Source organism: Halorussus rarus (assembly GCF_003369835.1).
Classification (GTDB): Archaea; Halobacteriota; Halobacteria; order Halobacteriales; family Haladaptataceae; genus Halorussus; species Halorussus rarus.
This window is the reverse complement of sequence record NZ_QPMJ01000002.1, coordinates 1,184,657-1,211,501: the sequence shown is the minus strand read 5'-3', so window position 1 is coordinate 1,211,501 and position 26,845 is coordinate 1,184,657. Positions and strand designations below refer to the sequence as shown.

At 69.4% G+C, this 26,845-nt stretch carries 22 protein-coding genes; 13 read left to right on the top strand and 9 right to left on the bottom strand.

The annotated features are described in order from the left end of the window. Window positions 1-3 precede the first annotated feature (3 nt). On the top strand, window positions 4-417 hold the full coding sequence (locus tag DVR07_RS14320) for an EamA family transporter (RefSeq protein WP_115797948.1): 414 nt from the start codon (window positions 4-6) through the stop codon (window positions 415-417). A 40-nt stretch (window positions 418-457) separates the two neighbouring features. Here DVR07_RS14320 and serS read toward each other — a convergent pair whose 3' ends face one another. Next, complete coding sequence (serS, locus tag DVR07_RS14315; RefSeq protein WP_115797947.1) at window positions 458-1,816, bottom strand: serine--tRNA ligase; 1,359 nt, start codon at window positions 1,814-1,816, stop codon at window positions 458-460. Window positions 1,817-2,010: 194 nt separating this feature from the next. Here serS and DVR07_RS14310 point away from each other — a divergent pair, with 194 nt between their 5' ends. Next, window positions 2,011-2,925: an MBL fold metallo-hydrolase gene (locus tag DVR07_RS14310; protein WP_115797946.1), complete on the top strand. Its 915-nt coding sequence runs from the start codon at window positions 2,011-2,013 to the stop codon at window positions 2,923-2,925. A gap of 82 nt (window positions 2,926-3,007) precedes the next feature. On the opposite strand, the gene DVR07_RS14305 is transcribed toward DVR07_RS14310, so the two are convergent. After that, window positions 3,008-3,262 (bottom strand): hypothetical protein, encoded by a 255-nt coding sequence (locus DVR07_RS14305; protein ID WP_115797945.1) that lies wholly within the window; start codon window positions 3,260-3,262, stop codon window positions 3,008-3,010. Window positions 3,263-3,393: 131 nt separating this feature from the next. Between DVR07_RS14305 and DVR07_RS14300 the strand changes: the two genes are divergently transcribed. Together DVR07_RS14300 and DVR07_RS14295 are read left to right on the top strand one after the other, a co-directional pair. Beyond that, the gene (locus DVR07_RS14300; RefSeq protein ID WP_115797944.1) at window positions 3,394-4,590 is read left to right on the top strand and encodes a Gfo/Idh/MocA family protein; all 1,197 of its coding nucleotides are present in this window, start codon (window positions 3,394-3,396) and stop codon (window positions 4,588-4,590) included. 118 nt (window positions 4,591-4,708) lie between these two features. Continuing rightward, complete coding sequence (locus tag DVR07_RS14295; RefSeq protein WP_115797943.1) at window positions 4,709-6,679, top strand: AMP-dependent synthetase/ligase; 1,971 nt, start codon at window positions 4,709-4,711, stop codon at window positions 6,677-6,679. Between the two features lie 15 nt (window positions 6,680-6,694). Here the strand turns inward: DVR07_RS14295 and DVR07_RS14290 are convergent, their stop codons facing one another. Next, window positions 6,695-8,908: an N-6 DNA methylase gene (locus tag DVR07_RS14290; protein WP_115797942.1), complete on the bottom strand. Its 2,214-nt coding sequence runs from the start codon at window positions 8,906-8,908 to the stop codon at window positions 6,695-6,697. A 258-nt stretch (window positions 8,909-9,166) separates the two neighbouring features. Here DVR07_RS14290 and DVR07_RS14285 point away from each other — a divergent pair, with 258 nt between their 5' ends. Continuing rightward, window positions 9,167-11,035 (top strand): cation:proton antiporter domain-containing protein, encoded by a 1,869-nt coding sequence (locus DVR07_RS14285; protein WP_115797941.1) that lies wholly within the window; start codon window positions 9,167-9,169, stop codon window positions 11,033-11,035. A gap of 12 nt (window positions 11,036-11,047) precedes the next feature. Here DVR07_RS14285 and DVR07_RS14280 read toward each other — a convergent pair whose 3' ends face one another. The 6 genes from DVR07_RS14280 to DVR07_RS14255 form a co-directional block, all read right to left on the bottom strand. Further along, window positions 11,048-11,365 (bottom strand): HalOD1 output domain-containing protein, encoded by a 318-nt coding sequence (locus DVR07_RS14280; protein WP_162829576.1) that lies wholly within the window; start codon window positions 11,363-11,365, stop codon window positions 11,048-11,050. 33 nt (window positions 11,366-11,398) lie between these two features. Then, window positions 11,399-12,616: an FAD-dependent oxidoreductase gene (locus DVR07_RS14275; RefSeq protein WP_115798347.1), complete on the bottom strand. Its 1,218-nt coding sequence runs from the start codon at window positions 12,614-12,616 to the stop codon at window positions 11,399-11,401. Between the two features lie 16 nt (window positions 12,617-12,632). Continuing rightward, window positions 12,633-14,024, bottom strand: a complete 1,392-nt coding sequence (locus tag DVR07_RS14270) for an aspartate aminotransferase family protein (protein WP_115797940.1) — start codon at window positions 14,022-14,024, stop codon at window positions 12,633-12,635. 100 nt (window positions 14,025-14,124) lie between these two features. Further along, window positions 14,125-15,000, bottom strand: a complete 876-nt coding sequence (locus tag DVR07_RS14265; RefSeq protein WP_115797939.1) for a dimethylarginine dimethylaminohydrolase family protein — start codon at window positions 14,998-15,000, stop codon at window positions 14,125-14,127. Further along, on the bottom strand, window positions 15,000-15,452 hold the full coding sequence (locus DVR07_RS14260) for an Lrp/AsnC family transcriptional regulator (protein ID WP_115797938.1): 453 nt from the start codon (window positions 15,450-15,452) through the stop codon (window positions 15,000-15,002). The genes DVR07_RS14265 and DVR07_RS14260 overlap by 1 nt, the downstream gene beginning before the upstream one ends. 51 nt (window positions 15,453-15,503) lie before the next feature. After that, the gene (locus tag DVR07_RS14255; protein ID WP_115797937.1) at window positions 15,504-16,334 is read right to left on the bottom strand and encodes a nitrilase-related carbon-nitrogen hydrolase; all 831 of its coding nucleotides are present in this window, start codon (window positions 16,332-16,334) and stop codon (window positions 15,504-15,506) included. Window positions 16,335-16,466: 132 nt separating this feature from the next. On the opposite strand from DVR07_RS14255, the gene DVR07_RS14250 reads away from it, so the two are divergent. The 8 genes from DVR07_RS14250 to DVR07_RS14215 all read left to right on the top strand — a co-directional run bounded on the left by DVR07_RS14250 (window position 16,467) and on the right by DVR07_RS14215 (window position 26,771). Continuing rightward, window positions 16,467-17,486 carry an ABC transporter permease gene (locus tag DVR07_RS14250; protein WP_115797936.1) on the top strand — a complete coding sequence of 340 codons (1,020 nt, stop codon included), beginning with the start codon at window positions 16,467-16,469 and terminating at the stop codon, window positions 17,484-17,486. After that, window positions 17,483-18,331, top strand: a complete 849-nt coding sequence (locus DVR07_RS14245; RefSeq protein ID WP_115797935.1) for an ABC transporter permease — start codon at window positions 17,483-17,485, stop codon at window positions 18,329-18,331. Before DVR07_RS14250 ends, DVR07_RS14245 begins: the two co-directional genes overlap by 4 nt. Window positions 18,332-18,413: 82 nt before the next feature. Then, window positions 18,414-19,634, top strand: a complete 1,221-nt coding sequence (locus DVR07_RS14240; RefSeq protein ID WP_115797934.1) for a polyamine ABC transporter substrate-binding protein — start codon at window positions 18,414-18,416, stop codon at window positions 19,632-19,634. Between the two features lie 3 nt (window positions 19,635-19,637). Continuing rightward, entirely contained in the window at window positions 19,638-20,840 is a 1,203-nt protein-coding gene (locus tag DVR07_RS14235; protein ID WP_115797933.1) for an ABC transporter ATP-binding protein, read from the top strand. 118 nt (window positions 20,841-20,958) lie between these two features. Continuing rightward, window positions 20,959-22,470, top strand: coding sequence for an aldehyde dehydrogenase family protein (locus tag DVR07_RS14230; protein ID WP_115797932.1), 1,512 nt, complete (start codon window positions 20,959-20,961; stop codon window positions 22,468-22,470). Window positions 22,471-22,718: 248 nt separating this feature from the next. Further along, window positions 22,719-24,143, top strand: coding sequence for an aldehyde dehydrogenase family protein (locus DVR07_RS14225; protein WP_115797931.1), 1,425 nt, complete (start codon window positions 22,719-22,721; stop codon window positions 24,141-24,143). Further along, window positions 24,143-25,276: a saccharopine dehydrogenase family protein gene (locus tag DVR07_RS14220; RefSeq protein ID WP_115797930.1), complete on the top strand. Its 1,134-nt coding sequence runs from the start codon at window positions 24,143-24,145 to the stop codon at window positions 25,274-25,276. Before DVR07_RS14225 ends, DVR07_RS14220 begins: the two co-directional genes overlap by 1 nt. A gap of 1 nt (window position 25,277) precedes the next feature. Continuing rightward, a complete protein-coding gene (locus DVR07_RS14215; protein WP_115797929.1) occupies window positions 25,278-26,771 on the top strand; it encodes a CoA-acylating methylmalonate-semialdehyde dehydrogenase in 1,494 nt (497 codons plus the stop codon). The last annotated feature ends 74 nt before the right edge of the window (window positions 26,772-26,845 follow it).

The window sequence follows — 26,845 nt, the reverse complement described above, 5'->3', positions numbered from 1 at the left end:
GGCATGAACTACGTCGCGTGGGCGGTCCTCGCGCTCGTCGGCTACTCCGTGTTCACGCCGCTGGCGAGCCTGGCGACCGACCAGATTCCGAGCACCGTCGTCGCGCTGGTGGCCAACAGCATGCTCGCGGTGTCGGCGGCCGCCGTCATCGTCCTCCGGGACGAGTCGGTGGTCCCGTACCTCGCGGGCGAGAACGCGGTGTACATGTACGCCGCCGGCGTCTTCCTCAGCGTCGGCATTCTGGCGTACTACCAGGCGCTGGGGTCGGGGCCGGTCAGCGTCGTGGTCCCCATCTTCGGCATGTTCCTCGTCGGTAGTTCGCTGCTCGGCGTCGTGTTCCTGAACGACGCGCTGACCGCGAAGAAGGCCGTCGGCATCGTGCTGGCGGCCGTCGGGGTCTGGCTGACGACGAGCTAATCTTTCTCGCCGCCGTCGGACCCCGTCTTCCGACGTCGACCTACTCCTTCTCGCCGGCGCCGAGCGCGCTCTCGCCGACCGGTTCGTGGCCCTCGATGACCTCCTTGTTGCCCATGTAAGGCCGGAGCGCCTCGGGCACCGTGACGGTGCCGTCGTCGTTCTGGTAGTACTCGAGGACGGCGACCATCACGCGGGGCAGGGCCAGCCCCGAGGCGTTGAGCGTGTGGAGGTACTCGGTCGACTCGTGGCGCTCGGGCCGGTAGCGCAGGCCGGCGCGCCGGGCCTGGAAGTCCTCGAAGTTCGAGGCGGTCGAGACCTCCAGCCAGCGGCCGCCCCGCTCGGGGCCGTCGTCCATGTCGTCGCCGGGCGCCCACACCTCGAGGTCGATCTGCTTGGCGGCCTTGAACCCGAGGTCGCCGGTGCAGAGCTCGAGCACGCGGTAGGGGAGGTCGAGCCGCCGGAGCACCTCCTCGGCCTCATCCAGCAGGGCGTGGAGCCGGTCGTAGCTCCCCTCGGGCTCGACGAAGTTGACCATCTCGACCTTGTTGAACTGGTGGACGCGGACGATGCCCCGGGTCTCGGTGCCGTGCTCGCCGGCCTCCCGCCGGAAGTTCGGGGTGTAGGCCTGGTGCTTCAGCGGGAGGTCGTCCTTCAGCAGGATGTCGTCGCGGTACATGTTGGTGACCGGAACCTCCGCGGTCGGGCAGAGCCAGAGGTCCTCGCCCTCCAGCTTGTAGGCGTCATCGGCGAACTTCGGGAGCTGACCGGTCCCGGTCATCGACTCGCTGTCGATGGGGATGGGCGGGAATATCTCCTGGTAGCCCTGCTCGCGGTGGACGTCCATCATGAACTGCATCAGGGCGTGTTCGAGCTGGCTCCCCTCGCCCTTCAGGAAGTAGTAGCCGCTCCCGGTGGTCTTGGCGGCCCGCGCCTCGTCGATGATGTCGAGCTCCTCGCCGAGGTCGTAGTGGGGCGTCACCTCGTCGGGCAGGTCCCGGAGGTCGTCGAACCCCTCGCGGCGGGTCTCGACGTTGTCGTCCTCGTCGTCGCCCTCGGGGACGCTCTCGTGGGGCACCTGCGGGACCCGCAGGAGCGCCTCCTCCAGTTCCTCCTCGAGCTCGTCGGCGCGCTCCTCGACCTCCTCGATCTCGGCCTTGAGCTCCTGGCTGCGCTCGATGGAGTCCTCGGCCTCCTCGTGCTCGCCGGCCTGCTTGAGCTCCCCGATGCGGTCGCTGACCTGGTTGCGCTCGTGGCGCAGGTCGTCGCCGCGGGCCTTGAGGTCGCGCCACTCCTCGTCCTTCTCCATGATCGCGTCGAGGTCCACGTCGTCGGTCCCCCGCTTGCGGAGGCCCTCCCGGACCTCGTCGGGGTTCTCGCGGATGTAGTTCCGGTCCAGCATTCCTACTCTCCACAATCCCCTCCCGGCAAAAAACCGTATCGTTCGTGGGGCAGGGGTTGGCAGGGTTACGACTCGCGAATCGTCGCCTTCCGTGGCGCCGCGCCGACGGGAACCGGCTTCCTGCGTAATTCCACCGACTCGACTAAATTTCCGAGGGCGAACCGCTTTTACCCCGGCGCGACCCACTCGGGCACATGGCACGAGGCGACCTCCGGGAAGTCGCGGCGGGCGACTGCTCGGACCTCTACTGTCTCGACACCGGGATGTACGACACCGACGAGTACGGCGCCGTCTACATCTACGACGCCGCCCGGCCCGCCATCGTCGACACCGGTATCGGGACCCACTACGAGCAGATTCTCGACGCGCTCGACGAACTCGACATCGCCCGGGAGGACGTGGCAGTCATCGCGCCGACCCACGTCCATCTCGACCACGCCGGCGGCGCGGGGTTCCTCGCCGAGGCTTGCCCCAACGCCGAGGTGATGGTCCACGAGATCGGCGCGCCCCACCTGGTCGACCCCTCGCGGCTCGTCGTCGGCACGAAGGCGGCGGTCGGCGACCAGTGGGAGTTCTACGTCGAGCCCGACCCCGTCCCCGAGGACCGCATCGTCGAACTCAGCGGCGGCGACACCATCGAACTCGGCGACCACAGCCTCGACGTCTACCACGCGCCGGGCCACGCGCCCCACCAGGTCATCTTCCACGACCGCGACGACGACGCGGTGTTCGTCGCCGACGCGGCCGGCATCTGGGTGCCCCAGACCGAAACGCTCCGCCCGACCTCGCCGCCCTCGAACTTCGACCTCGAACAGTGTCTGGCCGACGTCGAGACCATCCGGGACCTCCGGCCCGAGGCGCTGCTCTACCCCCACTTCGGGCCGGTCGAGTACGAGCCGAAGCTGATGGACGAGTACGCCGACGTGCTCACCGAGTGGGTCGAGGCGGTCGAGGCCAAGTACGAGGAACTCGGCGATCGGGAGGCGGTCGCGGACTACTTCGCCGAACACGCCGACATGATCGACGTCTGGGGCGAGCGCAAGGCCCGCGAGGAGGAACGGCTCAACTCCCGAGGTGTCGTGGGGTATCTGGACCACCGCGAGGAGTAGCCGAGCGAGTCCGGTCCGGAGCGACTCGACTGCGGCCGACGTGGCGAGACGCCCGCCCGGTCGAACCAACGGTCGGTCGCGGCTACTCCGACCCGTCCCCGAGGTCGACCGCCGACACCTCGAACGACTCGGTGAAGTCGGCGACGTAGATTTCGCCGACCGGTGTCTTGTCGTCGCTCTTCCAGACGCTCCGAGCGACGGCCGCGGCCTCGTCCGGTGTGTCAGCGTCGACGAACCCGTACTCCTTGGTCACGTCGCCGTCCGGGCTCTCGCACTTGGCGGCGACCAGGTACGTGTGCCCCGCCGGTTCCACGTCGAGGTCGGTCTGTTCGTCCACGACTGACGTACTCTGCCGCGCCGGAAGACACTTCGGCCGACGGCGCTCGCGGTCGTTCGACTTCCCGCGTCGCGGCGTCGCCACAGCCGTCAGCGGTTTATCGTGTGAGGCCGTCCCACTTGCTGATTCTGATGGGAACGGAACTCACCGAGCCGGTGCGAATCGGCATCGTCGGGGCGGGCAACCGCGGCCGGAACCACGCGTCGCGCTACGACCGGATTCCCGGGGCGGAGGTCGTCGCGGTCGCCGACGTCGACGAGCCGAAGGCCCGGGCGCTCGCCGAGCAGCGGGGCGTCGAGAGCTACCCCGACCACGAGTCGATGCTCGAGGCGGCCGACCTCGACGCCGCGAACGTCTGCGTCCACGCCACCCTCCACGCCGACATCGCGGTCGACCTCCTGGAGGCGGACGTCCACACCTTCTGCGAGAAGCCGATGGCCGGGAGCTACGCCGACGCCCGCCGGATGGCCGACGCGGCCGACCGGTCCGGCGCCTGGCTCGCGGTCCAGAACCAGCTACTCTACACCGTCGAGACCAGGGCCGCCCGGGCGCTGGTCGACGCCGGCGAACTCGGCGACGTCTACCACGGCGTCGCCGCCCGGTCGTCGGGGTTCGCGTTCAGCGGCGACGGCGACCCCGCAGATACTCCGTTGGGCGCGCGCCGACGGGGGACGCCCTACGTCGACGGCTACGGGTCGCCGGCGTTCGTCCGCGAGGAGAGCGCGGGCGGCGGGGTCGTCCTCGACCTCGGGAGCTACACCGTCGGGCAACTGCTCTACCTGCTGGACCTCCCGACCGTCGAGCGCGTGCGGGGCGAGACGTTCCGGACCGTCCCCGACCGGGTCGCCGACGACTCCCGATACGCCGACCGCATCGCCGAGAGCGGCTACGACGTCGAGGACGTGAGCGCGGCGTTCGTCACGTTCGCGGACGGGTCGGTGCTCTCGGTCCGGACCAGCTGGTCGCGCTACCACGACGGCGAGCCGAGTTCGCTCGTCGGCACCGAGGGCGGCCTCACGCTCGACCCCTTCGAGTACTTCTCGACGGTCGCCGACGTGGAGATGCGGGCCAGCGCCGACCTCGAGGAGTACCTGTTCCGCCGACAGTACCTCGACGGCGAGCGCGGCCGGGCGGCGTTCGACGCCGGCATCTGGGCCGACCCGCTGTACCACTGGGTCGAGTCGCTGACCGGCCGCCGCGACCCCCTGCCGACCGCCGACCTCGCGCTGGAGTCGATGGCGGTACTGGAGGGCATCTACCGGTCGGCTGAACTCGGACGGGAGGTGACCCGCGAGGAGATCGTCGAGGACGGGGAGGCCGGCGAGTGACGCTGGTCGACGAGGCCGGCGACTGACGCCCGACGTCGCCGCGCCCTCCGAATAAACCCGGATGAACGTTCGGGAAGTTCGGGAGTAGCTTAATGCCCCGGGGTTATGATACGACGGTATGGAGTGGCGAGACGCCGAACGGGACTACGAGGACGAGGTCACCGGGGACTCGACGCTGGCCCGGATGTTCGAGGACAGCGCGGCCCGGCACGAGAACCGCCCGGCCCAGCACTACAAGGGCGGCGTCTACGACCGGTCGATGGCGGGCAGCGCGTACCCGGCGGCGACCGACGGGGAGTTCCGCCCGCTCTCGTACGCAGAGATGCGCGAGGTCGTCCGGTCGCTCGCGGCCGGGTTCCGCGACCTGGGCGTCGCGGCCGACGACCGCGTGGGCATCTTCGCCGACACCCGGATGGAGTGGGCCCAGGCAGACTTCGGCCTGCTGGCGGCGGGCGCGGTCGTGACCACGGTGTACCGCGGGTCGTCGCCCAACCAGGTCGAGTACCTGCTGGGCGACCCGGACGCCGACGGCGTGGTCGTCGAGAGCGCCGAACTGCTCGACCGCGTGCTCGCTGTCCAGGACGGTCTCGACCTGGAGTTCGCGGTGGTGATGGACGACCTGGGCGGCGAGGCCGACCTCGCCGACGAGGCCGACTTCGAGGTGCTGACGATGGGCGAACTCTACGAGCGGGGGAGCGAGGCCTTCGACCGCGACGAGTACGAGTCGTGGGTCGACGCCCGCGAGCCGGAGGACCTGGCGACGCTCATCTACACCTCCGGCACGACGGGCAAGCCCAAGGGGGTCAAGCTGACCCACGCCAACTTCCGGGCGAACGTCAACCAGGTCCGCAAGCGGTTCGGGCCCCGGCCCGACAAGGGCGACCTGCCGGTCATCGACGAGACCTCCCGGTCGGTGTCGTTCCTGCCGCTGGCTCACGTCTTCGAGCGGCTCGCGGGCCACTTCCTCCAGTTCGCCAGCGGCGCGAGCGTCGCCTACGCCGAGAGCCCCGACACCATCCAGGAGGACTTCCAGGCGGTCGAGCCCACGACCGGCACCAGCGTCCCCCGGGTGTACGAGCGGATGTACGACGCCATCCGCGAGCAGGCCGAGTCGTCGTCGGTCGGCGAGCGCCTGTTCGCGTGGGCGACCGAGGTCGGCCGGGAGTACTTCGAGACCGACGACCCGGGCCTGTCGCTCCGGGCGAAGCGCGCGGTCGCCGACGCGCTCGTCTTCCGGAAGGTCCGGAACGGCCTCGGGGGCAACATCGACTTCTTCATCTCCGGCGGCGGCAGCCTCTCGGCCGAGCTCTGCGCGCTCTACCACGGGATGGGCCTGCCCATCCTCGAGGGGTACGGCCTGACCGAGACCGCGCCCGTCGTCGCGGTGAACCCGCCCGAGGAGCCGAAGGTCGGCACCATCGGCCCGCCGGTCGTCGACGAGCGGGTCAAGGTCGACAGCTCGGCGGTCTCCCAGGACATCTTCGAGGGCGCCGAGGGCGAGATCGGCGAGCTCCTCGTGAAGGGCCCGAACGTCACCGACGGCTACTGGGAGATGCCCGAGGCGACCGAGCGCGCCTTCACCGAAGACGGTTGGTTCCGGACCGGCGACATCGTGGAGCTCCGGCCCGACGGCTACGTCGCGTTCGAGGAGCGCGCCAAGGAGCTACTGGTGCTCTCGACCGGCAAGAACGTCGCGCCCGGGCCCATCGAGGACGCCTTCGCGTCGAGCGACGTCGTCGAGCAGGTCATGGTGGTCGGCGACGGCCACAAGTTCGTCTCCGCGCTGGTCGTCCCGAACGTCGAGGGGGTCCGCGACCGGGCCGGCCGCGAGGGCGTCGACCTGCCCGCCGACGACGAGGCGCTCCGGCGCGACGACCGAGTTCGGGAGTGGCTGGAGGCGGAGGTCGACCGGGTCAACGAGCAGTTCGAGTCCCACGAGCGGATCAAGCAGTTCCGGGTGGTCGGCGAGGAGTTCACCGAGGACAACGACCTGCTCACCCCCACCATGAAGAAGAAGCGGCGCAACATCCTCGACCGGTTCGCCGACCAGATTGACGCCATCTACGAGCGCGAGTACGAGGCGGCCTGACGGGCGCTCGCCCCGTCACCGTGGGTCCATTTTCGGCGTTCCGTCCGCCAGCATCCCTTCGACGATGCGGTCGATGTCGGCCTGCACGGCCTCCAGTTTGGGTATCGTCTTGGCGTTGTACGCTCGCTTGGAGGTGTCCGCGTGCTCGGGCACGACGTCGTGGGCCCGCATCGAGAGGTCGGCCAGCCGCCGCTGTTCGTCCCCGCCGCGGTACGGCGGTAGGTCGAGGTTCGAGACGGTCGCCTTCGAGAGGCTGGCCTTCCCCTCCGGGGCGACGTGGCGGAGCGACCGCTGGTAGACCGCCGAGTTGAGCAGCGCGCAGAGGAAGTGGGCCTCGCGCTCGCTGTCGGTCCCGACGAACATGCAGTGGTCGCCCGGTACGACCGGCTTCTCGCCCAGGTCCGGGTCGTCGACCGTCGAGACGACCGCGAAGTGGGGCTTGAAGCCCAGCCGGCACCACACCACCTTGTACTCGCTCCAGGTGTACTCGCCCAGGCCGAAGACGTTGTAGAACGGTCCCCGGTCGAGCCACGACGACGACCGGTCGGCCAGCGCCTCGCGGTGGCGCCGGAGGTAGGCGTAGGTCTCCGGATACCGACTCCGTAGCTCCTCCTCGTTGTCCTCGTCGGCCTTCCGGAGCGGGACGAGCCGGAGGTCGTGGCCGAACAGGCCGTACTTGACGATGTGACGCGACTTGAGGTACGGGTACACCAGGTCGGGTTCGAGGTCGGCCAACTGCTCGCGCCCGACGCCGAACACGTCGTTGGCGTCGTCCTTCACGCCGTGACGGATATCGTGGGTGCATTCCCCGAGCGCGGCGCGTTCGGCGTCCGCCCGGATCCAGGCCGACGTCTCGTCGTCCGGGTCGACCGGGACGAAGCCGGTGGACTCGGCGGTCAGCGTTTCTCGAACCGCATCTGCGGTCGCATAGTCGGGCTCGCGGTCCCCGTCGCCGGCGGTCCACGCGGTGGCGTCGACCGGGAACGAGCGGTCGGCGTCGGCCCGGAAGGCGTACACCGCGGCGTCGGCGCCGACCTGGTCGCCGAAGGGCCGGAGGCCGCCGAAGTCGTGGACGTGCTCGACCGCGAGCGGGCGGTCGCCGACGGTCAGCGTCCGGAGCAGCTTCCCGGCCGGACCGGTCAGCGCGTCGCGCTTCAGGACGAAGCTCGCGCCGCCGCCCGGCGCCAGGTAGCGGTCGATGCACCGCCAGACGAACGGCAGCGACACGTCGTCGTTGGCGTGGCCCAGCCGGGAGGCCGCCCCGTCGTGGGGGAGCAGCCCGAGGTCGGCGTCGGCCTCGCGCCAGCCCGCCTTCAGTTCCTCCGAGAGTCGGCTCCACGGGATCCACGGCGGGTTGCCGACCAGGTAGTCGACGGTCGGCTCGAACGGCTCGTCCCGGAACCGGAGGGCGTCCTCGCGGGTCAGCCCCACCGCGTCGGTCAGGAACACGGGGAGCTCGACCGCGTCGACGTCGGCGTCGTCGAGGACGGGCAGCAGCGCGAGCAGGTAGCTCAGCTTCGCGCTCTTGACCGCGACCGGGTTGAGGTCGACGCCGAACGCGGTCTCCGTGACCGTTTCGACGATCTCCGCGGGCGTCGCGCCGTCCTCGCGCATCGCCGCGACCTTGCGGTCGACGCAGACCGCGAGGAAGACGCCCGACCCGCACCCGGGGTCGAGGAACGCGGCCGACCGGACGTCCGCGACGTCGAGGGCGTCGACCGCGAGTTCGGCGACGCCCCTCGGGGTGTAGTACTCGCCGAGCGCCAGCCGGAGCTCCCGGGAGACGACTCCCTCGTACAGCTCCCGGAGAAAGGCGGTGTCGGCCCGTCGGAGGTCCTCGGCAGAAACCGACGACTTCGCGTCGGCGATTCCCGCAGCCTCGGCGACGCGGCGGTGGAGCGCGCGGAAGTCGACCGACAGCGCGTCGGTGTTCGCCCGCGGATCCCGGTTGACGACGGCGATGCCGACCGCCCGCTCGACGGCGTCGACGAAGCGGTCGACCACGAAGTCGTAGTACAGCGCGTCGACGAACAGCCGGTCCTCGGGGTTCTCTGCGTCCACCTCGGCGAACGCGTCGCCGTGGCTGGCGGCGAAAAACTCGGCCCACGCCGAGCGGGCCGCCCGGAAGCGGTCGTCGGTCGCCAGCAGGTCGCGGGCGGTCTCGCTGAACGCCCGGTACGTCGGGCTCTCGCGGCCCCAGCGGTCGACGGCGGCGCGGTCGGACTCCACGGTGGTTCCCCGGTGGACGCGAGGCGGTTAATTAGCTGTTGTTTCGGCTCCGGGCCGGTCCGACGCCGGGCTGTTGTCGGCCGCGGCAAGGCGTTGCCGCGGCCCGGTGCGCGTCCCCTCGGTGCCGATGTCTTCGGCTCCGACCCGGACCATTCACAGCCCATGCTGATAAAGCCACGCAACCACCAACTCCTGACCGTTTTCGACCATTTTAAACGTCCCTACCCCATTCGGTTCGGACACGGAGGTCTCACAAGAGTGGCAGCAGAAGGTGGCGCATCCCTCGTCCCCATCGTCGCCGCGATCATCGGCCTCGGCGTGGGAGCCCAGGTGCTGGCCGACCGCTTCCAGGTGCCCAGCGTGCTGTTTCTCATCCTGTCGGGCATCGTCGTCGGTCCCGAGGGGCTCCAGCTCATCACTCCCGAGGCGTTCGGCGGCGCGCTGTCGGCCATCGTCGGCCTCTCGGTGGCCATCATCGTCTTCGAGGGCGCGTTCCACCTCACCGTCGAGAAGCTCCGGGAGGCGCCGTCGGCGACGCTCAAGCTCGTCACCCTCGGCGCAGCCATCGCGCTCGTCGGCACCTCGGTCGTGGTCAAGTACGCGCTCGACCAGCCGTGGGACGTCTCGATGCTCGTCGGCGCGCTGCTGGTCGCCACCGGCCCGACCGTCATCACGCCCATCCTAGAGGTGGTGCCCGTCCGCGACCGGGTGGCAATCGCGCTGGAGACCGAGGGCGTCGTCAACGACGTGACCGCCGCCATCCTGGCGGTGGTCGCCTTCGAGGTCGTGCTGGAGCCGGAGCCGACGGTCGGCTTCATCGTCTCCGACTTCGCGCGCCGGCTCGGAATCGGCGTGGTGGTCGGCATCGTCGTCGCGGGCGTGGTCTGGTACCTGCTCCGCTACGTCGACCTCTCGCCGGCCAACGCTCCGCAGAACGCCCGGCTCATCACGCTGGCCGGCGCGCTCATCGCCTTCGGCGCCGCAAACGAGCTCGCGACCGAGTCGGGCATCGCGGCGGTCGCCACCGCCGGCATCCTGCTCGGGAACCTCGACGTCCCCTACGAGGAGGACATCGCGGCGTTCAAGGGCGACATCACCCTGCTGGTGCTGTCGTTCGTGTTCATCGCGCTGGCGGCCCTGCTCGAGTTCGAGGACCTCCTCGCGCTCGGTCCCGAGGGGCTCGTGGTCGTCGTGGCCGTGGCGGCGATCATCCGACCGGCGGCCGTGCTGCTGTCGTCGACCGGCGACCGCTACACGTTCGAGGAGCGCATCTTCATGAGCTCGGTCGGTCCGCGGGGCATCATCCCCGCGTCGGTCGCCACCCTGTTCGCGGTTCAGTTGCAGAACGCCAACATGCCTGGGGCGGCCAACGTCCTCGTCGGGACCGTCTTCCTCGTCATCCTGACGACGGTCGTGTTCGAGGGCGGGTTCGCCCGACAGATCGCCGAGTACCTGAACGTGATACCCATGCGTGTAATCATCATCGGAGGCGGGAAGGTGGGCCGGTCGCTCGCCGAACGCCTCGAAGACCGCGGCGAGAACGTGGTCATCATCGAGCGAGACCAGGAGATGGTACAGATGGCCCGATCCGAGAACTTCACCGTCCACCACGGCGACGGCACCGACACCGAAGTGCTCCGGAGCGCGGGCGCGGACAACGCCAAGATCGTCGTGGCCGCGACCGGCGACGACGACGCCAACCTGCTGGTCGCCCAGCTGGCCGACTCGAAGTTCGACGCCGAGACCATCATCGCGCGGGCCAACAACCCCGACAACGTCGACGCCTTCGAGGACCTCGGGGTGCGGACCATCGACGCCTCGTCGGCGACCGCGTGGGCCATCGACAACGTCATCGAGCGGCCCGCGCTCTCGAACTGGATGACCGAGCTCGGTCGGACCGGCGACGTCCAGGAGATCGAGGTCACCGCGGAGGACCTCGTCGGCAAGACCATCGCGGAGCTCGACGACGAGCTCCCGAACGGCGTGCTCATCGCGCTGGTCGGCAGGGACGGCGAGACCGAGGTGCCCGACGAGAACTTCACCCTCCAGAGCGGCGACCACATCACCTTCCTCGGCCGCAAGGAGTCGGTCTGGGAGGCCATCGAGCGGTGTCACCCCCACGAGTGACCCGCCGGCGCGCTACTCGTCGGCCGGGGTTCGACTGACGGTGAGCGCGCCGTCGGACTCGACGGCGACCCGGTAGCCGGCGTACTCGAACTCGACTCGTCCCTCGACCGCCCGCCGGCGTCCGTCGAACCGCGCCCCGAAGAGGCTGTTCAGGGCGTCGGGGTCGACGAACGCTGCGAGAGCGGGTAGCTCGGTTTCGTCCGCGTCTTCGAGGGTCGCGACGGCCTCGACCACCGTTCGACTCACCGACTGTCCTTCGGCGGGGTGGTCCGCGCTGCGGTAGATGGCGTTCTCCGGGCGTCCGTTCGCGTCTCGGTTCGCGTTTGTCATGGTTGGTAGTGTGCTGTGAGAGATCTCTCTCGCTCAGTCGCCCGCGCTGATGCTGAAGAACTCGAAGTCCCGGCTCCGCGACTCGAACCTGTCGAGCGCGAACGGCGACAGCGGGAACGGCGCCGGCTCGCCGCCGACCAGCTCGCGCACCGCGGTCGCCGCGACGGGCGCGGTCATCACCCCGCGGCCGTGGAACCCCGTGGCGACGACCAGTCCGTCGGGGGCCTCGGCGGGCGCGTCGACGACGGGGCGGGTGTCCGGGGTCGCGCCGTCCACGCCGGCCCAGCCGTTGACGAACCGGGCGCGGTCGAACGCCCGGAGGAAGCCCGGGACCAGGTCGGCGACGTGGTCGCGGAACGCCTCGTCCTCCCGGTCGCTCGCGCCCTCGGGGTCGTCCTCGGCGAACGACCAGCCCCCGACCAGCAGGTCGCCGTTGCGCTCGGGCCGGAAGTAGACGTGCTCGCCGGGCACCCAGCCCATCGGGAAGTCCTCGTCGAGCGCCTCGTCGGGGTCCAGCACCACGCACTGGGTCCGGTACGGCCGGACCGGGAGCTCGAGCCGGTCGCGGAGGAACGGCTCGGTCCGCCACCCCGCGGCGACGACCACTTGTGGCGCCTCGAACGCGCCGGCGTCGGTCTCGACGCCCGCGATACCGGTTCCATCGGTCACCAGTCCCGCGACCTCGGTGTCGGTCAGAATCGTCGCGCCGCGGGCCTCGGCGTCCTCCTTGAGCGTGACCGCGAAGGTGTAGGGGTCGACGAACCCGGTGTCCTCGTGGCGGACCGCCCCGGCGAACCTCGACAGGTCGAACCGCGAGTGCCGGCGCTCGACCGCCCCGGGTTCGAGGAACTCGACGGCGACGCCCCGGTCGGCGAGCCGCTCGACGCGCCTGCGGGCCTCGCCCTCCCGGTCGGGCGGGACGAGTTCGACGCTGTGTCGCTCGGCGAACGAGAACTCGCCGGTGCCGTCGTAGGCCCGGAAGAACTCGTTGGCGTGGTCGGCGATGCCGGGCTCGTCGGTGTACGACGGCGACATGGTGATCTCGCCGGCCGCGAGCGCGGTGGCTTCGCCGGCGATCTGGCCGCGCTCGACGACCAGCACCTCGCGGTCGGCCGCGAGTTCGCGGGCGACGGCGCAGCCGACGACCCCGCCGCCGACGACGATGACGTCGTAGCTCCCGCGAGGGCGGTCCTTCGCCCCGCGTCGGCCCTCGGTCGAACTCTCTCCGGAACGCGATTCCTGTTCGTTCATCATCTCTCGGTCGAGCTCACTCGTACTCGTGGTCGACCGCGCGGAAGGCGTCCTCGGCGGTCTCCAGCGCCCGGTCTATCTCCTCGTCGGTGTGGGTGTAGGTGGTGAAGAACCGCTCGCCCTGCATCGGGTTGCCGAACAGCACGCCGTCGCCGGCGGCCTCGAGCCACCAGTCGGCGAACTGCTCCTCGTTGGCGTGCCAGGTGTCCCGGTAGCTGTGGATGTCGTGGTCGGTCATGTACACCTGGCCCATCGACCCGATGTGCTGGACGTTCGCGGCGATGCCCACGTCGTCGGCGACCTCCTGGAGGCCCGTGAACAGCCGGTCGCCCATCTCCTCGATGTGCTCGTACACGTCGCGCTCGTCGAGGATCTCCAGGGTCTTGAGGCCCGCGGCGGCCGAGACCGGGTGGCCGTTGTAAGTACCGCCGTGGAAGGCCGAGGCGTGCCACTTCTCGTCTTCCTTCTTCTCGGGCGGCGCGATCTCGTCCATGATCTCGGCCTTCCCGCCGAAGCCGGCCATCTGGTAGCCGCCGCCCGCGGCCTTCGCGAAGGTGGTCATGTCGGGCGTGACGCCGAACCGGCCCTGCGCGCTCTGCGGGCCGAGCCGGAACCCCGTCATCACCTCGTCCCAGATGAGGACGATGCCCAGTTCCTCCGTCAGGTCACGGAGGAACTCGTGGTAGCCGTCCCGGGGCTTGAGACAGCCGCAGGAGAACATCACCGGCTCGATGATGACCGCCGCGACGTCGTCGGCCTGCTCGCGGAGGATCTCCTCGGTCGCTTCCTTGTCGTTGTACGGGAACGGAACCACGGTGTCCGAGACCGCCTCGGGGATGCCCGTCCCGTACGAGACCGTGTTGGGCGCGTCGGCCGGTCCCAGGGCGTCCTCGCTGGCGTAGACGCTCTGGAGGGCGTAGTCGTGCGCGCCGGCGTAGCCGCCCTCGGGCTTGGCGATCTTGTCCCGGCCGGTGTACGACCGGGCGACCCGCATCGCGTGCATGGTCGCCTCGCTCCCGGAGTTGGCCAGTCGGACCTTCTCGATGCTGGGGGTCATCTCCGCGACCTTCTCCATGAACTCGATCGCGATCGGCTGTGGCGTGGCTGTCAGGTCGCACTTGTCGACCTGCGCCTTTACCGCCTCCCGGACCTCCGGGTGGCCGTGCCCGAGGATGATCGGGCCGAGTGCCAGCAGGAAGTCCAGGTACTCGTTGCCGTCCACGTCGTACAGGTACGAGCCGTCCGCCTCTTCCACGTAGAAGGGGTAGGGGTCGAACGCGCGGACGTTCGACTCGACGCCGAGGGGCGTGGTCCGCTTGGCCCGCTCGAAGAACTGCTCGCTCTTGCCCGTCCGCTCGCGGAGTCGCTCTGCGTGGTCCCGCTCTTGCTCTTTGTCACCGAGACTCATCGTCACACACGACGGAACCGCTCTCAATAAATCTTTGGCAAAAACGTGAAAAACACGAAAATGATACGGCTTCTATCCGGATGCGGGGAAAAGCGCCCGGTCAGCTCCGCTCCAGGGGGAGGACCAGCCCTTTCAGCCCGCCGCCCGTCTTCCGGATCTCTCTGAGGTCGAGTTCGACCACGTCGATGCCCCGCTCGGCGAGCGACTCCCGCACGCGGGGGTTGCCGGAGGGGAGCAGCACCCGACCGGGTTCGACGACGACCGTGCTGGTCGCGCGGTTCCGCTGCTCGCGCATCGGGACCTTCACCGTCTCGATCCCGCGGTCGTGCAGGAGTTCGAGGAACTCCGGGGGGACCGCCTGGGGGTAGACCAGTGCGAGGTCCTCGGCCACCATCCCGAACACCAGCGCGAGGTGGGTCTGGCCGGTGCTCTCGGTGCTCCCGAAGATGGGTACCTCCACGACGTCGATGTCGTAGGTCTCGAGCACGGTCCGGACCTGCCGGATGCCCTCGGCGTTGGTGGTCTGGGACCGGCCGACGGCGACGGTCTCCTCGTCGATCCACACCACGTTGCCGGCCTCGAACCCGCCGGGGCCGTGGACCGTGTGGTAGATCGGAATTCCCAGGTCGAGCGCCCGCTCGGCGACCCGGCGCTCCTCGCCGTGGCGCGTCTCCTCGACCATCTTCCCGACGACGAGGCCGCCCTCGACCGCGAGGCCCACGTCCCGGACGAACAGCGACTCGGCCAGCCCCTCGCGCGCGCCGTCGAGGCGGTGGACCGTCACGCCGCTGTCCTCCAGTTGCTCGACCAGCGCCCGGTGTTCCTCGGCCGCGGTCTCCTGGCGGGGGAGCCCGTCCCAGCTCCACGCGTCCGGGTCGACCACGGTCGAGAACTCCGGGCCGGGCTCGTGGACCAGCGCGCGCTCAAGCCGGCCGACCTCGCTCCGGACCGACGGCGAGAGGTCCCATCCGGTCATCAGTCGGGGATGTTCAGCCGGTTCTCTTCCTTGACGCTCCGGAGGGCCACGTCGGTCGTGGTCGAGACGACGCCCTCGTACTTGCCGATGCGGCTCAGGAAGTCGGTCAGGTCCTCCCGGTCGCCGACCCGGACCTTCAACAGCAGGTCGGCCTCGCCGGTGAGCTCGTGGATCTCCTGGATGGCGCCCTCCTCGGCGAGCCGCTCGGCCACCTCCGAGAACCGCCCGGCCCGGGTCTCGACCCGGATGAACGCCACCTTGTCGAGGCCGAGCAGTTCGGCGTCGAGCACCGCCCGGTAGTCCTGGATGTACCCCTCCTCCTCCAGGGTGTTGACCCGCTCGTGGATCGTGGCGCTCCCCATGTCGAGCCGCCGGGCGATCTCCGACAGGGCGGTCCGGCCGTCCGCCTGTAAAATTTTCAGTATCTTCGCGTCAATCTCGTCGATGCTCATATCCGTGGGTTCTCTCCGCGTTCCCGTATTCGTTCTGCTTCTGTCCATATTTCACTCCTCGCGTCCCGCGGCGTCGGTGTAGGGTCGCACCGACGCGTCCGACCGCGATCGTCGAAGTGCACGCACGTCCACCGAGCACGTTCCGGCCGCCGCCTCGTCGCGCGGCAGCGAGAGCCGGGTGCCCCGCGGGCCGACGACGTCGTCGCACGGTGCGAACACCGCCGACCGGCCAGTGCCGCGCAGGTCCGCCGACCGCTCGCCGACGACGCTGACCTGCGCGACGTAGCACTGGTTCTCGACCGCTCTGGCGGCCGCGCACCGCCGGACCCGTTGGAATCCGGCCTCCTCGCCCGTCCACGACGGGACCGCGACGACCTCGGCGCCGCGGTCGGCGAGCCCCCGGACCAGTTCGGGAAACTCCACGTCGTAGCAGACCGCGACGCCCACGCCGACCCCGCGATGCTCGATCACCGGCGGGTCGGTCTCGCCCGCGCGCTTGCCCGCCGCTCGCTCCTCGGGGATGAGGTGGCGCTTGTCGTAGGTCTCGACGCCCCCGTCCGGCGTCGCGACGGGACACCGATTGTACACCGCCCCGTCCTCGGCGACGTTGTACGACCCGCCGACGACGACGGCCTCTCGGTCGGCGGCCGCGTCGGCGAGCGCGTCGTGGAGCGCGGCCCGCCGGGCCGAGTCGAGGGTCGCGAGTTCGCCGCCGGCGGGGAGACAGTCGCTGGCGAACAGCTCCGGCAGGACGTAGCAGTCGGCCGCGCCCGCCCGGTCGAACAGCCGCTCGACGCGCCGACGGAGGGCGTCGACCGACTCGACGTCGGCGAACTCGTACTGGCACAGTGCCACCTCGAACGTCCCGGGGTCCGCGCTCATCCTGCTGGACCTACTGGCCTCGGCAACAAAAACTTTGTCTGGATTCCGGCTATCGAGGGTAAGATCATCGGACAATCTCCGAATAGGGCAAAACTTATTTCGGGACGCGCCGACGATGCGTGACAGGAACGCATGGCAAGCGAACACACTACCCGCGAGCGGGAGGGAGAGTCCGGGTCGTCGCTCCTCCGGCGGTTACGACGGAATCGCTGGACCGGACTGGTCCTGAACGCCGGTCCGAGCGCGCTCTGGCTGCTCGTCTTCTTCCTCGTGCCCCTGGCCGTGATGTTCTACTACAGCTTCGGCCAGCGCGGCGCGTTCGGAGAAGTCCTCATCGCGCCCGAGTACCTCGGGCTCCAACAGTACCGGCTCTTCTTCGTCCCGGACGACGCCTCGGTGCTCCAGGCGGCCTGGTGGACGGTCGCGTGGGCGATCGAAGCCTTCGTCCCCGGGTCGTTCCAGCTGGCCGCGGGCGAGCCGACGCCGTACGTCCAGCTCACCATAAAGAGCATCGGCTTCGGGGCGCTGGCGACCGTGATCTCGTTCGTCGTCGGCTACCCGGTCGCGTACTTCGTGGGCCGGGTCGCGCCCGACGAGTACCAGGACCTGCTGCTGGTGCTCATCATCCTTCCGTTCTGGGCCTCCTTCCTTGTGCGCATCTACGCCATCCAGATCCTGCTGTCGGGCAACAGCATCCTCACCAACATGCTCGGATTCCTGCCGTGGTTCGCGGCGGGCGACTCGCTGATGAACTCCCGGTTCGCGGTGATGGTCGGGCTGGTGTACATCTGGATCCCGTTCATGATACTGCCCGTGTACGCGAGCATCGAGGAGATCGACTTCACGCTCCGGGAGGCCGCGATGGACCTCGGCGCGACCCAGTTCCAGGCGTTCCGGCGGGTGGTGTTCCCGCTGTCGATGCCCGGCGTGATCGCCGGGAGCCTGCTGGTGTTCATCCCCAGCACGGGCGCCTACGTCATCCCGGGCCTGCTCGGCGGACCGAACAGCCAGATGATCGGCAACTTCATCGCCAACCAGTTCGGCGCCGCGGGCAACTGGCCGCTGGGCGCGGCCGGGTCGTTCACGCTGATGGGCATCATGCTGCTGGCCATCGCGGTCTACCAGCGCTACGGGAGCGCTGATATCGCGTGAGCGTCGGAACCGACAACCGGGGCCTGCTCGCCCGGCTCCGGTCGCGGGTGTTCGACTGGAGCGGACCGCTGCTCGCGCTGGAGGCGGCGCTGGTCTACCTGTTCCTCTACGTCCCCATCGCGGTCCTCATCGCGCTGTCGTTCAACGACTCGCGGTACGCGCTGGTCTGGCAGGGGTTCACGACCGAGTGGTACGCCGACCTGCTCGCCGGCAACACGGTCGCGCGGGTCAACCCCGACGCCGCGTTCTCGGCGCTTGTCCACTCGGTCGAGATCGCGGTGGTCACCGTCGTCGTGAGCGTCGTCTTCGGGACGATGCTGGCGTTCGCGCTGAACCGCTACGAGTTCCCGGGCAAGGGGCTGTTCACGGGCGTCGTCTACATGCCCATCATCATCCCCAGCATCGTGATGGGCATCTCGCTGCTGCTGTTCTTCAACATCGTCGGGATGTCGCTCGGGCTCCACACCGCGGCCATCGGTCACATCGCGTTCGACATCAGCTTCGTGACCATCGTGGTGCTCGCGCGGCTCCAGAGCTTCGACGAGACCCTCGAGGAGGCCGCCAAGGACCTCGGGGCGAACGAGCTCGAGACGTTCCGGTACGTCACCCTTCCGCTGCTCAAGCCCGGCATCATGGCCGGCGCGCTGCTGGCGTTCGCGATGAGCTTCGACGACTTCGTGGTGACGTTCTTCATCATCGGCAACCAGAACACCCTGCCGATCTTCTTCTTCTCGATGGTCCGGCAGGGCATCACGCCCGGCGTGAACGTCGTCGCCGCGCTCATCATCGTGGTCACAATGGGTATCGTGGCGGTCGCCCAATGGTTCGAGGGCCCCATCTGGTAGAAAAATTTCGGATTCGGTCGTATTTCTCCACAATCTTTATGTCAAAGACCCGCCTTTGACCGAAAGAGATGGTGTGATACAGATGGGCAAGCAAAATTCCAACCAAGGCGACAGACGGCGGTTCCTCAAGACGACCGGCTCGCTGGCCGCGGTCGGACTGACCGGGCTCGCGGGCTGCACGGGCGGCGACGGCGAGGGGCAGTCGACGACCACGACCGAGGCCGACACCACGACTGCCGGGTCGGACACCACGACGGCGGGGTCGTCGAACCCGCGCGAGAAGTACGGCCTGCAGGAGCTCGACTACGAGCTCGAGAACCAGCTCAACATCTTCCAGTGGGGCGACTACTGGCCCGACGGCACGGTCCAGGACTTCGAGCAGGCCTACGGCGTGAAGGTCAACGTCTCGAACTACGCCTCCAACGAGGAGATGTTCAACAAGCTGAAGGCGGGCGGGACGAGCCAGTACGACCTGATCTTCCCGAGCGACTACATGATAAACGTCCTGGTGAGCCAGGATATGGTCCAGCAGATCGACGAGGCGAAGATTCCGAACCTCGGCAACCTCTCGGACCAGTTTACGGGGACGCCGTACGACCCGGACCCCGGCCTGTACTCGGTCCCCTACCAGTGGGGGACCAGCGGCATCGCGTACAACGCCAACATGCTGGGCGGGGACGTCTCCATCAACTCGTGGGAGGCGATGTGGAACAGCGAGTGGAAGGGCCAGATGACGATGCTCAACGACATGCGCGAGACCATCGGCGCGACCCTCAAGCGGCTCGGCTACTCGCTCAACACCAAAGACGAGGCCAAGATCGAGGAGGCCAAGGAGCTGCTCATCGAGCAGAAGGACCTGCTGAAGACCTACGACTCCTCGAACACCACCGTCAACCTCATCAACGAGCAGGCCAGCCCGGTCCACGCCTGGTCCGGCGCCGCGTTCCAGGCGTACTGGGAGACGTACAGCGACGGCTCCTCGCCCATCAACTACGTCGTCCCCGACGAGGGCGGCGTCATCTGGGTGGACAACGGGGCGCTCACCAAGCAGGCGAAGAACCCGAACGCGGCCCACGCGTTCATGAACTACTACCTCAACGCCCAGGTCGGCGCGGCCATCACCAACTGGACGTACTACGGCAGCCCCAACCAGGCGGCCGAGCAGCACATCAGCGGGGACATCCTCGACAACGAGAGCATCTACCCCGACGACCAGACGATGGACCAGCTCGAGTACATCCAGAACATCGGACAGGCCACCCAGATATACAGTCGGGCGTGGACCGAGATCCAGAACGCCTGACCGATGACTGACTACGACGTTCGGCTCGACGGCGTCACCAAGCGGTTCGGCGACGTGGTCGCCGTGGACGACGTGAGCATCGACATCGAGGAGGGGAAGTTCCTCACCCTGCTCGGCCCCTCGGGCTGCGGCAAGACGACGCTGCTCCGGTGCATCGACGGGTTCGAGACCCCCACCGAGGGCGAGGTGTCCATCCGCGGCGAGCGGGTCAACGACGTCCCGCCGTTCGAGCGCGACACCAGCATGGTGTTCCAGTCGTACGCGCTGTTCCCCCACATGACCGTGGGCGAGAACGTCGCGTTCGGCCTCCAGATGCAGGGGCTCCCCGAGGAGCGCAACGCGACGCGGGCCGGCGCGGACGCGGACGGCGACGCCCGGGCGACGGCGCCCGACGGCGGGACCGCGACCGCGAGCCGGAGCGGCGTGCGCGGCGCGCTCGGCCGGCTGGTCAGCCGGACCGGCGGCGAGGAGATCGAGGCCCGGGTGGCCGAGGTGCTCGAACTCGTCGAGCTCCCCGGCTTCCAGGACCGGGACATCTCGGAGCTGTCGGGCGGCCAGCAGCAGCGGGTCGCGCTCGCGCGGGCGCTGGTCACCGAACCGACCGTACTGCTGCTCGACGAGCCGCTCGGTGCGCTCGACCTCAAGCTCCGGAAGAACATGCAGGTCGAGCTGAAGAACCTCCAGGAGGAGCTGGGGACGACCTTCGTCTACGTCACCCACGACCAGGAGGAGGCGCTGACGATGAGCGACGAGATCGCCGTGATGAACGACGGCCAGCTCGAACAGCTCGGGTCGGCGACCGAGATCTACGAGGAGCCCGAGACCGAGTTCGTCGCCGACTTCATCGGCGAGACCAACCTGGTCCGGGGCGACTACGCCGAGACGAACGACGGGGCGGTCGTCGAGCGCGACGGCCTCGAGTTCCGGGTCCCGTCCGAGCCCGAGGCGTCGGGCGAGGTCTCGTTCGCGGTCAGACCCGAGAAGATCCGGCTCGGCCCCGAGGCCGGCGGCCTGGCCAACGAGTTCGAGGCCGAGGTCGTCGACGAGATCTACAAGGGCAACTTCGGGAAGTTCGAGGTGCGGCTCGACAACGGCCAGATGCTCACAGTCGACATGCAGATAACCGACCGCGGCGACTACCTCTCGACCGGCCGGACCGTGACGGTCGGCTGGACGACCGACAACGTGGTCGTGCTGACGAAGTGAGACCGACGCGCAGCGCTCGAACCACCCCGACCGCACACCGATCGAAGCACCCCCAACCAACCGCACAGCACTCGAAGCACCCCGACCGCACGAAACTTTTCCCGACGACAGCATTCCCATGACAGCGTACGACGACTCACTCCAGGCGAATCACGAATCGGCAATCGAAGCAGCGACCGACGGCGTCGAGTTCGGCCTCGTCGTCGACGGCGAGACCGCCGCGGCGGCCGGCGGCGAGACGTTCGCGCCCGAGGACCCGGCGGTCGGCGCCCCCATCGCCGAGGTGGCCCGCGGGCGCGGGGCCGACGTCGACGCCGCGGTGGCGGCAGCCGAGGCCGCCGCCGACGGCGAGTGGGCCGAGTTGACCGCGACGGAGCGGGGCGACCGCATCCGGGAGTGGGCGAGCGTCCTCCGGGACCACCTCGACGAGCTCGCGCTCCTCGAGACGCTGGAGGTCGGCAAGCCCCTCTACGCCGCGAAGGCCGACGCGGAGACCGGCATCGACTTCTTCGAGTACTACGCCGCGGCGGCGGTCGGCGAGGAGGGGTCGGTGCCCGACGTCGGCGACGACTCGTTCGCGTACGTCCGGCGCGAACCGTACGGCGCGACCGGCCAGATCCTCCCGTGGAACTACCCCGTCCTCCTGATGGGGTGGAAGGTCGGCGCGGCGCTCGCGACCGGCAACACCTCCGTCACCAAGCCCGCCGAGCAGGCCCCGCTCGCGGTGGTCCGGGCGGCCCAGCTGGCCGAGGGCATCCTGCCCGACGGCGTGCTGAACGTCGTTCCCGGCTTCGGCGACGAGGCCGGTGCGGCCGTCGCGGGCCACGACCGCATCCGCAAGGTGTCGTTCACGGGGTCGGTCCCGGTCGGCCGGGAGGTCATGCGGGCGGCCGCGGCCGACGTGACGCCGGTCACGCTCGAACTCGGCGGGAAGAACCCGTTCGTGGTGTTCCCGGACGCCGACCTCGAGTCGGCGGCCGAGACCGCGGCGGTCGCGGGCCTCTACAACAACGGCCAGTCGTGCGACTCTGGGACCCGTATCCTCGTCCACGAGGACATCGAGGACGAGTTCCTCGACCGCTACCTCGACGCGGTCGAGTCCCGGTCGGTGGGCGACCCGCTGCAGGACGCCAACCAGGGGCCGCTCTGCTACGCGGCCCACCGCGAGAAGGTCGAGGAGTACCTCGACCTCGGCAGGGAGGAGGGCGCGACGGTCCTGACCGGCGGCGGCCGACCGGACGACGACGAACTCGCCGACGGCTACTACGTCGAACCCACTGTCTTCGGCGACGTCGACCCCGAGATGCGCATCGCCCGGGAGGAGGTGTTCGGGCCGGTCCAGTTCGTCACGACCTACTCGACGTACGAGGAGGCCATCGAGATCGCCAACGACGTGACCTACGGGCTGACCGCCGGCGTCTTCACGAGCGACGCCTCCCGGGCCCACCGGGCCGCCGCCGACGTCGAGGCCGGGAGCATCTGGGTGAACCAGTACTTCGGCACCGTCCCCGGCACCCCGTTCGGCGGGTTCAAGCAGTCGGGCATCGGCCGGGAGTGCGGGAAGGAGGCGCTCTCGGAGTACACGCAGAGCAAGTCGGTCAACCTGGCGCTCGACGACCCGTCGCTCTGACGGGCGCCGAAGGTTCTTCCACTCGCTTCTCGCTCCGCAGTGGTTTTATCGAACGCCGGCCTCGGCACACGGCCACCGCAGCGTCCGACGCGATCGGCCGAGCGCGGCGAGTCCCCGACGCGGTGCACCGTCACCTCGACGCTGCTGAAACCGAGCCGACGCGACCGCCGCCGAAATCTTTGCGGATAACACCCGGTTTTTCAGAAAGATTTTTGGCCCGCGTCGCCATTCGATAGAGTGACTCACGCATGAGACAGCTCTACATAGACGGCGAGTGGGTCGACGCCGAGGCCAGCGAGGGCATCGAGGTCGACTCGCCCGTCGACGGGGAGGTCATCGACACCGTCCCGGCCGGCTCCGGACAGGACGTCCGGAAGGCGGTCGAGGCGGCCCGCCGCGCCCAACGCGATCTCGAGGCGATGACCGCCTTCGAGCGGGCGGCGGTGCTCGACGAGGTGACCGACTACTTCGAGGCCAACGAGGACGAGATCGCGGAGGGCATCACCCGCGAGGAGGGCAAGCCGCTCCACGAGTCCTACGACGAGACCGAGTACGTCATCGAGTCCAGCGACGACTACGCCCACGACGCCATCCGGCTGTTCGGCGACGTGGTGCCCTCGGAGTTCCGCGGCCGGTTCGCCTACACCCAGCGCGAGCCCTACGGCCCCTGTGCGGTCATCAGCCCGTGGAACTTCCCGCTGGAGGTGCCGGGCGGCTCCATCTACTCGGCCATCGCCACCGCGAACCCCGTGGTGTTCAAGCCCGCCGAGGAGACGCCGCTGACCGCCTACCACATCGCGGAGGCGTTCGACCAGTCGAGCCTCCCGGACGGCGCGTTCAACCTCGTCACGGGCGCGGGCGAGACCGGGCAGGCGCTGGTCGAACACCGGGACGTCCGGCTCATCGCGTTCACCGGTAGCACCGAGGTCGGCCAGCAGATCGCGAAGACCGCGGCCGAGCGCAACGCCCAGTGCCTGCTGGAGATGGGCGGGAAGGACCCCATCCTCGTGCTCGACGACGCCGACGTCGACCACGCCGCCGAGAGCATCGTGACGGGCAGCAACTGGAACGCCGGCCAGGTCTGCTGCGGCACCGAGCGGGTCATCGCGACCGAGGGGGTCCACGACGACCTGGTCGACGCGGTGGTCGAGAAGACCGAGGGCCTCGAACTCGGCGACCCCTTCGAGGAGGGGACCGACGTCGGGCCGATGGTGAGCGAGCGCATCCAGCGGAAGGTCGTCGACCACGTCGACGGCGCGGTCGAGCGGGGCGCGGAGCTGTTGACCGGCGGTGACACCGACGGCCTGTTCTACGACCCCGCGGTGCTCGACGGCGTGACCGAGGAGATGGACGTCGCCCGCGAGGAGACGTTCGGACCGGTGACGCCGGTCATCACCGCGCGAGACTACGACGAGGCCATCGACATCGCGAACCGGTCGCAGTACGGCCTCCAGGCGGCCATCTTCACCGACTCGCTCGAACGCGCCCACGACGCGGCCGACCGGCTCAAGGCCGGCGGCGTGTTCGTCAACGAGACCAACAACTACTGGGAGCGACTGCTCCCGTTCGGCGGCTACGGCGAGAGCGGCTCGGGCGGCCGGTACGGCAGCAAGTGGCACCTCGAAGCGATGACCCAGACGAAGGCGGTCATGATGAACTACAAGGACTACTGATGCACGTAATCGCACTCGGCGGATGCGGCGCGATGGGTCGCGCCACGTCCCACGAACTCGCGGAGAACAGCGACGCCGACCTGACCATCGCCGACGCCGACGTCGAGTCGGCCGAGGAACTCGCGGCCGACCTCCCCGGCGACGTCGAGGTCGCCGACGTGGACGTCACCGACGACGAGGCGCTCGTCGACCTCCTCTCGGACGCGGACGTGGTGGCGAACGCGCTCCCCTACGCGTTCAACGTCGACGTGATGGAGGCCTGCCTCGAGGCCGACGCCCACTACCTCGACCTGGGCGGGCTCTACCACACGACCCAGGACCAGCTCGAGCTCGACGAGCGGTTCGACGAGGCGGGGCTGACCGCCGTCCTGGGAATCGGCGCGAGCCCGGGCCTCACGAACGTCGCGACCGCCCGGAGCGCGGCCCACCTCGACCGGGTCGACGAGATCCACATCCGGACCGGCGCGAAGGGCGGCGGCGAGGGGTTCGCCTACTCGGCGAAGACCATCCTCGACGAGCTCACGATGAACCCCATCGTCTGGGAGGACGGCGAGTACCGCGAACTCGACCCGCTCTCGGGCCGCGAGACGTACACGATGCCCGACCCCGTGGGCGAGGTCGAGGGGTTCCACAGCATCCACTCCGAGCTCGCGACGATGCCCTACACCTTCGAGGGCGTCGAGACGGTCGACTTCCGCGTCGCGTTCTCGCCGGACCTCGTGAACATCTGCGACGTGCTCATCGGCCTGAACCTCACCAGCGAGGAGGGGGTCGAGTTCAAGGGTGCGGAGTTCAGCCCCCGGGAGTTCCTCGACTGGCACCTCGACCGCCAGCCCAAGCCCGGCGCGGTCGAGGAATGGAAGTCGTTCAAGGTCGACGTGACCGGCGAGGAGGACGGCGAACCGGCTCACTATCGGTCGAGCGTGGTCGTCGAGTCGCGGCTCGACGACTGGGGGCTGAAGGCCACCGCGGTCTGGACCGGCGTCCCGATGGGCGTCGCGGCCCAGGTCGTCGGCGCGGGCGAGGCCCTCGACACCGGCGCCAAGCCGCCCGAGCAACTGCTCGACCCCGAGCAGTTCGCGGCCGAGCTCGCCGACCGCGGCATCGAACTCACCGAGACGAGGGTGGCGTGAGATGAGCGAGACGCCGCTGTCGACCGGTGAGGCGACCGAGGTAGAGCGGGCCCGGAACTACGTCGCGGGCGAGTGGCGCGACCCCGCCGGCGACGGCGAGCAGGCCGTGGTGAACTCCGCGACCGGCGAGCGGGTCGGCGTCACGCCGTTCAGCGACGAGGGCGACGTGGACGAGGCGGTCGCCGAAGCGAACGAGGCGTTCGAGGACTGGTCGGCCCGCCCGGTCGAGGAGCGCATCCAGCCGCTGTTCGAGCTCAAGCAGCTCCTCGAAGACCAGCAGGACGAGCTCGCCGAAGTGCTCGTGGAGGAGCACGGCAAGACGTTCGGGGAGGCGAAGGGCGAGCTCCGCCGCGGCATCGAGAACGTCGAGGTCGCCTGCGGGATGCCGTCGATGCTCCAGGCCGGCCACCTCCCGAACGCCGCGCCGGACATCGACGAGACCGCGGTCCGCCAGCCCCTCGGCGTGTTCACCGCCGTCACGCCGTTCAACTTCCCCGGCATGATCCCGCTGTGGTTCCTGCCCTACGCGGTGGCGTCGGGCAACGCCTTCGTCCTCAAGCCGAGCGAGCGCACGCCGTTCACGGCCCGGAAGCTGTTCGAACTCATCGACGAGGCGGGCTTCCCGGACGGCGTGGTCAACCTGGTCCACGGCGGGCCCGACACCGTGAACGCGCTGCTGGCCCACGACGACGTGGTCGGCGCGTCGTTCGTCGGCTCGACGCCGGTCGCCGAGCACGTCTACGAGACCGCGGCGAAGCACGGCAAGCGCGTCCAGGCCCAGGGCGGCGCGAAGAACCACATCCTGGTCTCGGACTCGGCGGACCTCGACTTCGCGGCCGAGCAGACGGTCTCCTCGGCGTTCGCCAACTCCGGCCAGCGCTGCCTCGCCAACCCGGTCGCGGTCGTCCACGACGACGTCTACGACGAGTTCGCCGACCGCGTGGTCGACGAGGCCGCGAGCCTGACTGTGGGTGCGGGCCTCGATGAGGACACGGAGATGGGGCCACTGATTACGGACGACCACGAGGCGACCGTCCGGGAGTACGTCGAGACCGGCGTCGAGGAGGGCGCGACGCTCCTGCTCGACGGCCGGGAGCGCGACGCCGACCTCTCCGACGAGGGGTTCTACCTCGCGCCGACCGTGTTCGGCGACGTCGACCCCGAGATGACCGTCGCGCGCGACGAGATCTTCGGCCCGGTGCTCTCGCTGATTCGGACCGACGACTTCGACGACGCGCTCGCGACGCTCAACCGGAGCGAGTACGGCAACGCCGCCAGCCTGTTCACCGAGCGCGGCGCCGAGGCCAAGCGGTTCCGCCACGAGGCCGAGGCGGGCAACCTCGGCGTGAACATCGGGACGGCCGCGCCGATGGCGTTCTTCCACTTCGGCGGGCGCAAGGCGTCGTTCTTCGGGGACCTCCACGCCCAGGGCGACGACATGATCCGGTTCTACACCGACGAGACGGTGTACATCGAGCGCTGGCCCGAGGAGTGAGTCGGGCGACGGCGACGACACCCCGAGCAGTCGGGTGACACATCTTTATTACTCAGAAATCGAAACCTGTGACC